Origin of the sequence: Shivajiella indica, from assembly GCF_042683085.1 — a bacterium.
Taxonomy (GTDB): domain Bacteria; phylum Bacteroidota; class Bacteroidia; order Cytophagales; family Cyclobacteriaceae; genus Shivajiella; species Shivajiella indica.
In genome coordinates this window covers 307,966-322,210 of the sequence record NZ_JBHUIV010000010.1, presented here as the reverse complement: position 1 = coordinate 322,210, position 14,245 = coordinate 307,966, and the positions used below count along the sequence as shown (strand labels likewise).

10 protein-coding genes are annotated in these 14,245 nt (G+C 39.0%); 4 read left to right on the top strand and 6 right to left on the bottom strand.

What is annotated here, in order from left to right; all coding sequences use genetic code 11:
• Positions 1-451: 451 nt before the first annotated feature.
• Positions 452-1,180, top strand: coding sequence for a class I SAM-dependent methyltransferase (locus ACFSKV_RS04745; protein WP_380800737.1), 729 nt, complete (start codon positions 452-454; stop codon positions 1,178-1,180).
• 7 nt (positions 1,181-1,187) lie between these two features.
• Here the strand turns inward: ACFSKV_RS04745 and ACFSKV_RS04740 are convergent, their stop codons facing one another.
• Positions 1,188-1,532 (bottom strand): hypothetical protein, encoded by a 345-nt coding sequence (locus tag ACFSKV_RS04740; RefSeq protein ID WP_380800736.1) that lies wholly within the window; start codon positions 1,530-1,532, stop codon positions 1,188-1,190.
• Positions 1,533-1,540: 8 nt separating this feature from the next.
• Complete coding sequence (locus tag ACFSKV_RS04735; protein WP_380800735.1) at positions 1,541-2,566, bottom strand: quinone oxidoreductase family protein; 1,026 nt, start codon at positions 2,564-2,566, stop codon at positions 1,541-1,543.
• Between the two features lie 212 nt (positions 2,567-2,778).
• Between ACFSKV_RS04735 and ACFSKV_RS04730 the strand changes: the two genes are divergently transcribed.
• The gene (locus ACFSKV_RS04730; RefSeq protein WP_380800734.1) at positions 2,779-5,199 is read left to right on the top strand and encodes an ABC transporter permease; all 2,421 of its coding nucleotides are present in this window, start codon (positions 2,779-2,781) and stop codon (positions 5,197-5,199) included.
• Positions 5,200-5,716: 517 nt separating this feature from the next.
• On the opposite strand, the gene ACFSKV_RS04725 is transcribed toward ACFSKV_RS04730, so the two are convergent.
• Positions 5,717-7,438, bottom strand: a complete 1,722-nt coding sequence (locus ACFSKV_RS04725) for an FAD-dependent oxidoreductase (RefSeq protein WP_380800733.1) — start codon at positions 7,436-7,438, stop codon at positions 5,717-5,719.
• Between the two features lie 352 nt (positions 7,439-7,790).
• On the opposite strand from ACFSKV_RS04725, the gene ACFSKV_RS04720 reads away from it, so the two are divergent.
• Both ACFSKV_RS04720 and ACFSKV_RS04715 read left to right on the top strand, forming a co-directional pair.
• Positions 7,791-8,966, top strand: coding sequence for an FG-GAP-like repeat-containing protein (locus ACFSKV_RS04720; protein ID WP_380800732.1), 1,176 nt, complete (start codon positions 7,791-7,793; stop codon positions 8,964-8,966).
• A 211-nt stretch (positions 8,967-9,177) separates the two neighbouring features.
• Complete coding sequence (locus tag ACFSKV_RS04715; RefSeq protein ID WP_380800731.1) at positions 9,178-9,606, top strand: hypothetical protein; 429 nt, start codon at positions 9,178-9,180, stop codon at positions 9,604-9,606.
• A gap of 73 nt (positions 9,607-9,679) precedes the next feature.
• On the opposite strand, the gene ACFSKV_RS04710 is transcribed toward ACFSKV_RS04715, so the two are convergent.
• The 3 genes from ACFSKV_RS04710 to ACFSKV_RS04700 all read right to left on the bottom strand — a co-directional run bounded on the left by ACFSKV_RS04710 (position 9,680) and on the right by ACFSKV_RS04700 (position 14,237).
• On the bottom strand, positions 9,680-10,642 hold the full coding sequence (locus ACFSKV_RS04710) for a calcium/sodium antiporter (protein WP_380800730.1): 963 nt from the start codon (positions 10,640-10,642) through the stop codon (positions 9,680-9,682).
• 133 nt (positions 10,643-10,775) lie between these two features.
• Positions 10,776-11,669 carry a glycoside hydrolase family 16 protein gene (locus ACFSKV_RS04705; RefSeq protein ID WP_380800729.1) on the bottom strand — a complete coding sequence of 298 codons (894 nt, stop codon included), beginning with the start codon at positions 11,667-11,669 and terminating at the stop codon, positions 10,776-10,778.
• A 117-nt stretch (positions 11,670-11,786) separates the two neighbouring features.
• Entirely contained in the window at positions 11,787-14,237 is a 2,451-nt protein-coding gene (locus ACFSKV_RS04700; RefSeq protein WP_380800728.1) for an ABC transporter permease, read from the bottom strand.
• Positions 14,238-14,245: the final 8 nt, after the last annotated feature.

Below are 14,245 nucleotides of genomic sequence, written 5' to 3'. Positions count from 1 at the left end.
AAAAAACGAAAGCCCCAACAGGATCGGGGCTTTACGCTGTTTATCAACTAAACTAAAATACCTCTGGAAAAGAACGTTGTGGTTTATGAGGCAGTAAACCTGTTTCGGCAAAAATGAATACCAATTCCTTTTTTTGAATAGTTCCAGAAAATTGGATTCTTGGTTAAATGTTTGTGGTCGTTATGGAGTTGGTCTAATGTTCATTTAAAGGACAGTTTACCTTTAAAACCGTCTTGCATCAATTGTTCCAAGTACTGTACCAAAATTAAAAATGGCCTTTTTTGGCGCAAAATGAGGTATAAGGTATTTCAAATCCTTTGAAATCGAACAGGTATTGTTCGATATCGCCCAATGAATTGTACCTGCTTACCATTTAATTTAAATGAAAAGCTGAACCTTCAATCGATTTTTTGATTATATTAATTGAAAGAGATTTAGAATTGAATAGGACATGAAATTTACCTCCTTTGTTTTTTTCCTTAGCATGTTCAGCGCAGCCTGTTTGGCACAGGTGAACCAAAAAGAAATTAATCTTGAAGAACCCTATACATACAAAACTCCTGACAGAGATGGGACAGGTAAGGTATATATGGGGAGGGAGATTTCACAGGTGATGAATTTTATGGGAATGAGCTGGCTGGAAAGGGCCACCAGGCCTCAGGAGGAAAATACTGAACTGGCCATCAAAAACTTACCCATCAACAAACAAAGTGTAGTCGCAGATATTGGGGCAGGTTCGGGATATTATACCTTCAGAATCGCCAAAAAAGTTCCTCAAGGCTTGGTATATGCGGTAGAAATCCAGAATTCCGCCATTCAATATCTTCAAGAAAAAAGCAAAGAACTTAACTTTACAAATGTGCTCACTGTCCAAGGCAATGAGCAATCTCCTAATCTTCCCGAAAACACCATTGACCTTGCTATTATGGTAGATGTCTATCATGAATTGCTATTTCCACAAGAAATGCTTCAAGACATCAGAAAATCCCTGAAACCGGATGGAAAACTTTTATTGATTGAATACCGAGGAGAAGATCAAAACGTGCCCATCAAAAGACTACACAAAATGACTGTAGAGCAAGCTACAAAAGAACTGGAAACTAATGGATTCCGTTTGGTCCAAAACGGTCAATTTATGAATATCCAGCACTTTTTGGTTTTTGAGAAAATATCCAAATAAGCATTTCTTAGTTATTCCAAATCTTTTGATAAATTAATATCAATACCGCAAACAAAACAATGGATGTATAAATGGTTTTGTTGTGTTTGGCAAGCCACTCAGGAAGAAATATATCAAAATTGTGGGCCTCGGAATTAGAGTATTTTCTTGCAATTAAAGTAACAGGGCATATTGCTTTGAAAATCAGCAATATAATCCCTTCCATTACAATTAATCCCAAACATATCCAGACCCACTTATCTATTTTATTGACAACCACTGCATACAATAAATAAAAAATCACCACATTGAAAAAAAGCCAAATCACTGTATGGAGAATTTTGACCCAAAACAGCTTTTTCTTCTCATCCATTTCCGTTCTTAATTCAAATCCCAATGAACAATTACCTTTCCCGTTGACTGTCTGGACTCCAAAAAAGAATGCGCTTCAGCTAAGTCCTTTGTACTGAATTCCATTCCGACAACCGGCTCCAATTCTCCTTTGTTATAGAGGTCCACTACTTGGACCATACAATGGTGCAAAAGCTCCGGTTTACTTTCAGAAATCCGCAACATATTGACCCCAATTAGGGAAATGGAGCGTTTCATCAATACTATTGGAGACCAGATTCCAAAACCAGCTGCTATCTTTAATTTTTGAAACAGATTATTGGCATCTGACATACTGCTTCCCCCAAAGACCAACATTTTTCCCCCTCCTCCCAGTAAGTTCATGCCTTTTCTGACTGAAACCCCTCCTATCGGATCAAAAATGGCATCCACTTTCCCAGCCCAACCCGAATTGATCAATTCCTGTTCAAAATCTTTTTTTCTGTAATCAATGGGGAATTCCACTCCTTGTTTGGTCAAATAATCCATCTTATGGCTGCTCGCTGTACCTGCGATAATACAACCTCTCCTTTTGGCCAATTGTATCAGTGCTGTACCCACCCCACCAGCCGCCGCGTGGACCAGGACCCTGTCACCTGGATGTAAATTCATGCATTCTTCCAAAGCATACCAAGCTGTACTGTATTGGACGGCGAGGGCAAGAGCAACTCCTGAAGGAATATTAGAATCAACAGGTACAACAGCGAGTTGAGGGGTAAGCACATGACTGGCATATCCTCCAAATCTACTGAAAGCAATCACCCTATCTCCTACCTTCACATTTTTAACCTCTGAGCCAATCTTTTCAATTATACCCACTGCCTCATAACCAATAACTGTTGGTAAGGGAGGACATTCCCTGTAAAGACCAAGCCGGGCCATTACATCGGCAAAATTAAGCCCAAATGCCTCTGTTTTTATCAATACTTCGTCTTCTCCAGGATCAGGCAAAAAGATTTCCCGAAGTTCAAAGGCTTCATTTGCCGGTCCGTTTTTGACTAGATAAAATGCTTTCATAGTTAAAAATAATCTAAAATTTCCGAAATCACACTGCCGAATTCCGAAATCCAAAATCCGAAGTCACACTTCTTAATTCTGTCCGCCAATGATCGTTTTTTGTCCAATAATGGCCATTCAAAAAATATAATAGGCTTGATTTCTTTGTTTTAAAGCTTTTACACGACTGGCACTGGTATTGAATAAGCTTAGAAAACCCAACACAAACCACTATGCTCAAAAACTATTTTCTTACTGCCTGGCGTATCATGGTCCGACAAAAGGGCTATACCGCCATCAATATTTTGGGATTGAGTCTTGGAATTGCAGCCAGTATTCTGATCAGCATTTATATCATTGACGAACTCAGTTATGACAAATTCCAAAAAGACGGGGAATACATATACCGGGTCAATATGCAGGGAAAACTGCAGGACAATGAATTTTTGATTGCCCTTTCACCAGCTCCTATGGCCCAAGCGCTGAAAGATGAGGTACCTGAGGTAGCTGATGCTGTCAGATTTGGACTTTTTAGAACGATGCCTTTCCAATTTGAGGAAAAAACTTTTACGGAAGACAGGATGTTGCTTGCTGATCCCAATTTCTTCGATTTTTTCAGTTATGAAATAGTTCAGGGAGATCCGAAATCGGCCCTTGTTGGGCCTGATAAATTGGTTATTACCGAAACAGGAGCAAAAAAATACTTTGGGGAAGAAAATCCATTAGGCAAAATTATATTGCGTGGCTCTGAAAAGAAGGCCACCGAGATCACCGCGGTGGTCGCAGACCCTCCGCATAATTCCCATATCTCATTTGATATGATACTTTCCGGGGACAGTTGGGATTATATGAAAAATGAACAATGGTCAAGTAATAACCTCTACACTTACTTCAAAATACATCCTGGGGCTGATCCAAAAAAAGTTCAGGAGGCATTGGATATATTTATTACCAAATATTTTGGTGCAGAAATAGAAAAGTTTCTCGGTATTTCCATGGAACAATTTAAAGCCGCTGGGAATAGCGCTGGTTTTTTCATGCAGCCCATGTTGGATATTCACCTCAAATCAAACCTTCAGGAAGAAATTAAACCCACAGGAAATATTCAGTACCTCTATATTTTTGGAGCAGTAGCCCTTTTTATCATTTTCATAGCCTGTATCAATTTTATGAATCTTTCCACAGCACGGTCAGCCAACCGGGCAAAAGAAGTGGGCGTACGTAAGACTGTTGGTGCTATCCGTTCAAAACTTGTAGGCCAATTTTTATCTGAATCAGTTCTTTATAGTTTGATTTCCACAGTGATTGCCACTTTTCTCATCTTGATCTTGCTCAGACCTTTCAACAATCTTTCCGGAAAAAGCCTTGACTTATGGATTTTCCTTAATCCATTGGTCCCATTGGGTCTGATTGTGTTTGCGATTTTGATCGGAATTGTGGCTGGTTCCTACCCCGCGTTTTATCTGACATCATTTAATCCTGCCAGTGTATTGAAAGGAAAAGTAAGAAATGCTGCTAAAAGATCATCTTTTAGGAATGGGTTAGTCATTTTCCAATTTTTAGTTTCCATTTGTCTGATCATCAGCAGCATGGTAGTCTATAAGCAATTGAAATATATGCAGGACAAGAATTTGGGCTTTGAAAAAGAAAATGTCATCAATCTGCTGCATACCATGTCATTGGGACAAAATGCCAAAGCATTTAAGGACGAAGTTATGCAATACGCAGAATTTGGATCTGCAAGTTTTGCCAACTCCCTTCCCCCTAATATTGACTGGAATTCTGTATTCAAAACTACCGATACGCAACAGGATTTTCTTTGTAACCTTTACTTCGTAGACCATGAGCATCTGGATGCCATGGGATATACCATGGCACAGGGAAGGTTCTTTTCAAGGGATTTCATCTCTGATTCCTCAGCTGTTATCCTGAATGAAACAGCCTTTAGACAAATGGGTTGGACACAATTGGATGGAGGACAACGGATCAGCGGATTTTGGGGAAATAATGATGAACCGGTAGAAAAAACTGTCATTGGAGTGATCAAAGATTTTAATTTTGAATCCCTACATCATTCAGTAAGACCTTTGATCATGTCACTTAGTTCAGAACCCAATTATGAAATGGCTATCAAACTGACTCCTGGCAATGTGGCTGAAAAAATTGCATTACTGGAAAGCATCTGGAAAAAACACTCCAATGGAAATGCATTTGAGTATTCCTTTATTGATTCCAATTTTGATGCCCTATTCCATGCTGAACAAAAAATGGGAAATATTATTCTGGTATTTACCATCCTGGCCATCAGCATTGCCTGTTTGGGATTATTTGGCCTTGCAGCTTATACTACCGAACAACGCTCCAAAGAAATAAGTATAAGAAAGGCTTTAGGCGCCTCATTGGCCAATCTGGTAACTATTTTAAGTAAAGATTTCACCATTTTGGTTCTTGTTTCTTTCATTATTGCAGGGCCACTGAGTTATTATGTCATGAACCAATATTGGCTCCAGAATTTTGCCTACAGAATAGATATTGATATCCTGATGATATTGGGTGCAGGAATGATTTCCATAGTTATTGCCTGGTTGACCGTTAGTTATCAGTCCTTCAAAACAGCCGCAAGTAATCCTGTGGATTATCTGAAAAATGATTAAATGGAATAACAAAAACCTATTAATTAAACGTTGATTAATTTTTAATCAACGTTTAATTATTTTAAAAACACATGAATTCCAAATTAATCAAAAGTGTTTTAGGTTTAAGAGTTGAAGTTTGGATTCAGATTTAGGAAGTAGGATTTCGAAGGTCCAAAAAAATAATTCCTAAATTAAAATTAAGGTCTCGTCATGTTGAGATTGTAAAATTTACTATTTACAGCTCATCAAATGACAAATGGTTTCATGCAACGGGCGCAGCGAAGTCCCAGCTATCGCCGCTAGAAATAGCAATTTGTCATTCCAGTTCCAGTGATGAGACCCTGATCCTGTTATTGTGGTAGGGATCAAGGTGATCTTTCAATGGCAGCAGCACGAAAAACCTCCTTTATCTGCAAATCGATATTCTTAATACATAGATAATAAATCCTTCAAATTTTGAACTTGGATTTTGGGCTTTGGAGCTTGACAATTGGTAATTGGTTATTGATAATTGATAATTGGAAATTACAACTTCTCAACCTTTCCACTCCGTCTCTACCCCTTGACTTCTCAGCCTCTCTTGAAATTCTTTTAAAAGTACCCTGTCCTCCCTTACCGTTTTTGGACTAATATTTTTGTCCATTGCAAAAGAGATCAGCATACCTACAGCTTCCCCAATACTCCATTCCACCGGGTGCAGTCTATAACAACCATTTGTAATATGGGTTGTCCCAATATTTTTATTTGCAGGGATTAAATTTTCCATCCTTTGAGGAATAAGGGCACCCAAAGGGATTTGAAAAGGTAAGGATGGAAAATCAATGTAATTATCTCCGTTGGAACTCGGATGAAGGTCAATATGATAATAACCAATACCCACACTATCATAAAATTCAGCAGCTTTAAGGGAATCTCCCGAAAGACCGGAAACCAGAGAGCGTTGTTCTTTTCCTACATGTTCCTCTAAAACAGTAAACACTGCCTTTATCCTCCTCGATTCTCTCACATATGGATATTTGGCCAAACCATCTTCAGTACCCATCACATCATTTCTGAGGCGGAGTCCCTTCCACCCCTTTCCTCCGTCAGGTCTGAGTGCCTCTGTCTGCAACCAATATAACAAGGACAAACTCAATTGTTTCCCCCCATGGAAATGCCTTTGAAATTCTTCCTCGCTGACATCCACTATATTTCCTGGGATATAGTCATTCTGTGGCCAATTGACCAGACTAATATCACCTGGATAAATACCTGGCTTGAAATTACCTTTATCCAAAATTCTTCTGTAAAGCCATAGGTTCAACATATCCCCAGTTGGCAATCCTTCTGGATGAAAACCTAGATTTTTGGGTTCCAAGGTCTGGGGATTGGAATAATGCAATCCCAACATCGGACCCGGCCATGTATTCCTGAGTTCAGGCACATAGTTTTTCCAAAAATCATATTGCTCAGGTTTGGAGATAGTCCAATCCTCCCCTTTGACATAATCCATGGCAAAACAAACCGTGAAAGATTGGTTGTTTTCCGGATCACCTACTGTGGGAGCATGTAATTCCCCTGTTTCGGATTTTGATTCGGTACCAGTCACATATTCTGTTTTGGTCAGGGGCAATAAATCTCCCAATTCAGTGGCATCCACAAAATAAGGCGCAATGAGTTGGATATTTGATCCAGATGGAAGGGATTTAGCATTCAGGGATTGTACTTTATTTCCTTTTACTTCAGCAGATGTGATTTTATGATCGATCAACAAAACCAATTTTCCCATACTCTCATAAGGAGCCAAAAATGCTTGTAGCACAGCCAAAGCTACCTTGGGTTCATGGCAAAGTCGGGAAACAGAGCCGTTCCCTGGATTTAAATATTCATTGGAAGCCGCCTCAGCGGTCAATGGATAATTGTTCCTATAATAGTTTCTGACTTCTGTTCGGAATGCCCTGTATGATTCCGGTGCGCCATGGGTTTCAATCCATGGATGTTCGTCAGGTGGAACTCCCTGCTGCGTAATCTGTCCACCTATCCAGTCCGTTTCTTCGGTCATAACCACGGAGAGCCCGTTTCTCAAAGCAGCCAAAGCAGCTGCAATTCCCCCCAATCCTCCACCTGCTATTATAATATCAGCTTTGTAGACCTTCCTGTTTTCAGAAATATGCAGTTGACCAAAGGGATGATTCTCTGCTCTTAGCGTTTGAAATGGATGCATTGCCAAGGCTCCGGAGCCCAAGGCCAAACCTGTCAGAAAATTTCTTCTTTTCATAGATTGGATTTTGAAAAAGTTAAAAATATAAAAAATTAAGTAAGGATAGGCTCTTTAATAAATTTTTTATAAATGTTCAAAAGCTAGCAAGAGTAGGAATACTATAATTCCATTTTGTATTTTGTGACATTTAGCAGGAAAAATTGGGAATTGCGTCTGAGATAATTTTCCCACAAAACTGACTAAAAAACACCAAGAAAATTCTCTTTGTGAGCCTTCGGGTCTATGTGGGAAATAATTTTATCCCGCAAAGCCGACAAAGAAACACTATGAATTCAATTTATGAACCTATATGGTCTTTGTACCTCTGTGGGAATTAGATTATATTTACCTATAACCCAAATTCCAGCAGATGAACTACTTACTCACTTTATGGCCTTTTATTTTTTCTTTGTATTCCAGCGAACCCCAATTTGACATACAGGAAATTGATAACAATGTGGCCATAGGTTATGGCATTGTCATCGGAGATGTAGACGGAGATGGCAAACCGGATATTCTTTTGGCAGATAAAAAGGAATTTGTATGGTACCGTAACGGGGACTGGAAACGCTTTGTCATGATAGAAAATCTAAGCGAATACGACAATGTCTGCATTGCAGCAAGAGACATCAATGGGGATGGAAAAGTGGAAATCGTCGTGGGAGCTCAATGGAATCCCGGAGAAACTTCAGATAAGGAAAAATCAGGAACTGTTCATTATTTAGTCCGGCCTGAGGACCCTACCCAGAAATGGAAAGCTGTTCAATTATATCATGAACCCACCGTTCACCGCATGCGATGGGCAAAAACATCAAACGGAGAATATCACCTTGTTATGGTTCCACTTCATGGAATTGGAAACAAAGGCGGTGAAGGTAAAGGGGTAAATATAATTGCCTACAAACCTCATAAAGACTGGACAGGGGAATGGAAGCATCAGATTATCCCAACCGACATGCATATGACCCATAATCTTGAAATAGCTGATTTTGGCAATAATGAAGGCGAATCGGTACTGATCGGCGGAAAAGAAGGAATTAAAGTGTTTACTTTCCAAAATAACCAATGGCAGCCAAGTTCCAAAGGAGAATGGCTGGTTAAGGGCCATAGTTTTGGTGAATTGAGAATGGGACAAATAAGTCCTGAAAGATGGATGTTGGGTGGTATCGAACCGATTCATGGAAATATGGTTACGGTTTACCTTTCTTCAAATAACCAATTCACCAAAGAAAATCTTTCCAGATTTCAATTGGATGATAAGATAAAAGAAGGGCATGGAATACTCATTGCTGATTTTTTGAATCAGGGCATGTCTCAGTTGATTGTAGGATGGCGTGCCAAAAATGATTCAGGAGAAATGGGAATCAAAATGTACTATTCGGAAAACAAGGATTTTACCCAAACCAGTGAATTATGGATTGATAAAAACGGCATATCCTGTGAGGACCTTCAGATGGCCGATCTGGACGGTGATGGCAAATTGGATATGATTGCAGCAGGGAGGTCTACAAACAACCTTAGGATTTATTGGAACAAGTCAAAATGAATTGAGTCAGGTCAATATGAATGTTTAGAAATATAAAGAATATCTCAGAATCGCTTAGGGGTCCCTATTGAATACTATTGATTTCCAATAAACCTATGGGACCAAATGCTTACAAATGAAAGGAAAACATGACATGCATCACTTTTTAAATAACCAATAATACATACCTTAAGGGTTGGAATAAAGCAATCCTTAAACATTGAAAATCCATATGAAAAAATTGAATTTAGTATTGGTTACTATATGTTTGATCATGACTTCCACAATCTTGTCATGCGATGATAATTCAAACAGCTCCCCCGACAATTCCGCCCCAATTTTAAAAGATGGAACCTGGATAATTACAAATTTCAATGAAGACAACCAGGATAATACCAATTACTTTACTGGATACTCATTTGATTTCCAGGATGCAGGAGTTGTAAAGGCAAGCTCAGGATCTAATGTGATTTCAGGCACCTGGATTATCCGCAAGGATAGTGGTAAAACCAAACTTGATCTGAATTTTGGAAATGTTCCGAAATTTGAAGAACTCAATGAAGACTGGGAGATAATAACCCAAAGCCCCACAAAAATGGACCTTAAAGATGTAAGTGGAGGCGATGGTGATATTTCCTATTTAACCTTTGAGAAAAATTAGAAACCAATTAATCACGATAATTCTTTTACCTAATTTCTTAATAAATAAGAACTAAAAAGGTATTTCCAAAACGCTACCAGCCCATCGTCAAAACGAACAAATAAGCAATATACAAACCTAAGAGTATTCCTCCCTCCCATCTTTCAAGCCTTCTTCCCTTACCTGTAAACAAGAAAACAAACAATAAGAATGAAGCAAGGATATTCATCCAAATATCATTGAAATTCGCTGGAATGATATTTACCGGAAGAATGGTAGAAGATACCCCCAATATAAAGAAAGCATTAAAAATATTGGATCCCACCACATTACCTATGGCGATATCCACTTTCTTCTTTCTTACTGCTGCCAAGGAGGTGGCCAACTCAGGTAAGGAGGTTCCAATGGATACGATAGTCAAACCAATAATCCTCTCCGATAACCCAAATTCAATCGCCAAAGCCACTGCATTGTCTACAATTAATTTGCCTCCAATGATTAAACCTCCTAATCCGAGAGCTATCCAAAACAATGATTTCCCTGTGGAATATTTATGAATTTCAACTTTATCCGCTTCAGCACCTACCTGCTTGGAAACTGTTATGTTATAAACCAGAAAAACACAGAAAAACAACAATAACACCAGCCCATCACCTAATGAAATAATATTGTCTGTTGCAGCATTTAAAATTAGGTCATTCGCTAAAATAAGTACCAAAACTGCGGATAATAAACTCAAGGGAATTTCGATCCAAGTTGTGTTGGACTTGACGGTGAGAGGATAAACCAAAGAAGAAACACCCAAAATTCCCAATACATTAAATATATTGCTACCCAGGACATTGCCCATCACCATCCCGGATGAACCGTTGAGGGAAGCAAAAACATTCACCACCATTTCCGGTGCAGAAGTCCCGAATGCCACTATAGTGAGCCCGATAACAATATTGGGAATGCCAAAATTATTAGCCAACCCTGATGCCGCATCCACTAATTTGTCAGCCCCAACGATAAGGATTACAAAACCAATCAATAATAAAATAATTGATAAGATCATAAGGTCAATTTTTCCTCAATTTAATCCGAAATAATTTGATTTTTAGGCGGAATTGAATTCTAATATCAAATAAATTTCTGATTTCCCAACTTGATGATGGCTTAATGGATAATGGAACATCATTATGGAATGATCAATTATTTTGAACCAATGTAAATGGTTCATAGGACATCCAATCCACTTCCAATTCGTAGGGATGTAGTGGTTTTTCTATAGAATAAGGGTTTGTTTCAACTGACCAATCTTTCGTGTGCCAAAAGTTCATCCGGTAACGGCTCCTGTGTTGTGGAATTCCATTGGTAGTTCCTTTATAATCCCACAAGACTATTTTTTCACCGCTTTTGGGATGAATCATCCACCACAGAATACGGTCGGGATACCAATCAAAACCATAGGTATAAAACCCTTTCGAAGCATCATAGTCGGAAATGGCCTCAATGGCTTCCGGCTGATTCTGCATTCCGGTCAAAGCGGTCCTTTCTCCTGTGTGATTTTCCCTATAGCTGGTTTCATAGATAATTCCTTCGGCCATATTGATGGTCCTCCCTACCCTTTTCAGTTCTCCGCCATGGCCAGTCCAAGTGCCGACATATATGACAGTCGGATCAGCTAGCAGCCATTCAAAATCAATCTCACTTAGACCGGGAATGCTGTCCACATGATAGGTAAAATATCCTACCACAGCGCCAACATTTGGCTGAATATCCCTTACATCCGGAACTTTCAGCCGGGCAGCATAAGAACCAAAATGGGTAAAGTCCTTGGAGATAATTTCCGGACCCCGACCTGCGCCAGCACTTTCCTCTGGATCTAATTTGAAGGAAAGAATTTTAGAACCTTCCTCTGTTTGAGAACTAACACCGACCTTGTACTTAAATTCGGTCTTGGTTCCGGTAGAACCATATCTAAAGTAGGTTAAAGCGGAATCTGAAAAATTCTCTACAAAGGCAGTATGGAACCCATTGGTTTGAGAAGTACCCAAATAGGGAAGCAGGGATAACGCTGCGGCTAAGATGGAATGTTTCATGTGACTAATAGCTGGAGTTGTTATCAAAACTAATAAATAGAAGACTTAGATAATAACTTACAGTCCTCAATTTATAAGCGGTTGATTCACCTTTGCCCATAAAAAACAGTCCGAAAACTAACTTTTTAAACTATTTACTGGATTGATGCTGGCCGCTTTATATGACTGGTAACTAACAGTCAACCAAGCAAGTAAAAACACCAAAACACCTGAAACCAAAATCGCCCATAAACTTACATTGACCCTGTATGCAAAACTCTGAAGCCACCATTTTTCCATTACCCACCAAGCCACAGGTGCTGCAAATACAAAGGCAATCAGCACCATTTTACTGAAGTCCTTACTCAACATGAGAACTACACCTCCCACTGAAGCTCCCAAAACTTTCCTGACTCCGATTTCTTTGGTCCGTAGACTTGTAATGTAGGCTGAAAGAGCAAACAAACCAATACAAGAAACGAAAATTGCCAAAACCGAAAAGATTGAAAAAATCCTGCCTGTTTGCTTTTCCTGCTCATATAAATTGTTCAACCTCTCATCCAAAAAGGAAAATTTAAATTCCTGGCTTGGATCAATTTCCTTCCATTTAGCTTCAATCGCGTTGATCGCAGCTTGGGTTTCGTTGGGTTTGATTCTGGCAAGCACATATTGCCCTCCTACTTCCTGTCCAAAACTTTCAACATTCTGGAGAACCAAAGGGGTGATTTCATCTCTAAGTGATATAAAATTAAAGTCTTTTACTACACCAATTACAGTTCTCGAAATGGTAACAGGACCATCGGGTCCATCTTGAACTTCCGAAAGCTTAACCCCTATGGGATCATTTATTTCAAGCAATCTGGTGGCGGTTTCATTCAAAATCAAGTATAAAGAATCCTGGGTGGATTCCTCAAATCCCCTCCCTGCTATTAATTCCAGTCCCAAAGTCTCCATAGCCCCATCAGCAATTACCATGGATTTGGCAGTTAATAACTCAGACGCACCTTCAGGCTGATACATTACACCAAAGAAAGAGGACTCCTCCCCTGGAGCGGCAAAGGTATAGCTTGCGTTTTCTACCTCCGGAAATTTCCTGATTTCTTCTACAAATGTTTTAATTTTTTGGGGTCCATAACTGAAACCTCTTTCTACCATGAGTACATGCTCTTTATCAAATCCAAGAGACACTGATTGCAAATAATGCATTTGATTCCGGATCACAAAAGTCCCAATGATCAGGATTATGGATATCCAGAACTGGAATACCACCAAGCCATTTCTGATCCATTGCCCCTTTTGGCTACTTACAAATTTTCCCTTCATCACCTCAGTGGGTTTAAAGGAGGAAAGAACCAATGCAGGATACATCCCTGCTAAAAAACCTACAATAATGACGATTAACAAAAACACACCTATAGTGGCAACAGAAAAAGGAAAAGTAATATGTCTTTCAGTTAGGTCATTGAAATAAGGCAATACAATTTGTGCAATTGCCAAAGCAAGGAAAACCCCAATTCCACTGAGAATTATTGCCTCAATAAGGAATTGGCCAATCAACTGAGTCCGAAAGGAACCTAACACCTTCCTGATTCCAACTTCTTTTGCCCTTTCTGAAGAACGGGCTATGGAAAGGTTCATGAAATTAATGCTGGCTATCCCCAAAATCAAAATTGCGACAGCAATTAAAATATAGACAGAAGTGATATTACCTCCCGGTTTCAATTGTGCTTCTATAAAGCTGGGATACAAATGGATTTCAGAAATCGGTTGTAAAAAATAACGATAGCCATTTCCTGCATTTTTATAATCTGCCCATGACTTTCCCAATTCCCTTTCAATCTGTCCTGCGGCATAAGTATCCACCAATTGTGGAATTTTGGCTTCCAATGAAACCGGATCCACACCTTCTCTAAGCTTAAAAAAAGTATAGGCAGAAAAAGAAGTGAAATTTTCCTGCTGCAAAAAAGGAAGGCCAAGGTTGGATATTACAGCACTGAATTTAAAGTGTGAGTTTTCTGGAACATCCTGCATGACCGCTGATACTATAAATTCCAAGTTTTCACCAATTTTTAAAACTTTACCTATGGGATCTATATCGCCAAAGAACCTTTGCGCAAATTCTTGGGTAACTACCATTTCATTGGCAAGTGAGAGAAGATTTTCGGTCTTTCCATTTAGAATTTTGAAATCAAAAACCCTGAAAAATAAACTGTCTCCTGCCAATATCATTTCTTCATCAAATCTGATTTCTTCCCCCCTTTCATTTTCATAAGTCAATTCTACATTAGGAAACCTTGAGGAAACAGTAAAATCCTCAATTTCCTCAAAAGATGCTTTGGCTACTTTGCCAAAGGAATGAGGTACTATGGCATAATAGGTAGAATGATTGGGGTATATACGCTCCAAGGACATCCTGTAAATTCTTTGGTAATCCTTAAAAAATTTATCATAAGAAAACTCATGTTGGATAAAAAGTACAATCAAAATACAACTAGCAATCCCGACTGCCAATCCTAAGATGTTGATGGAAGCATAAAGTTTTTGCTTCAGAAGGTTCCTTATTGCGATTTTGAACTGGTTATGGATCATGTCTCTTT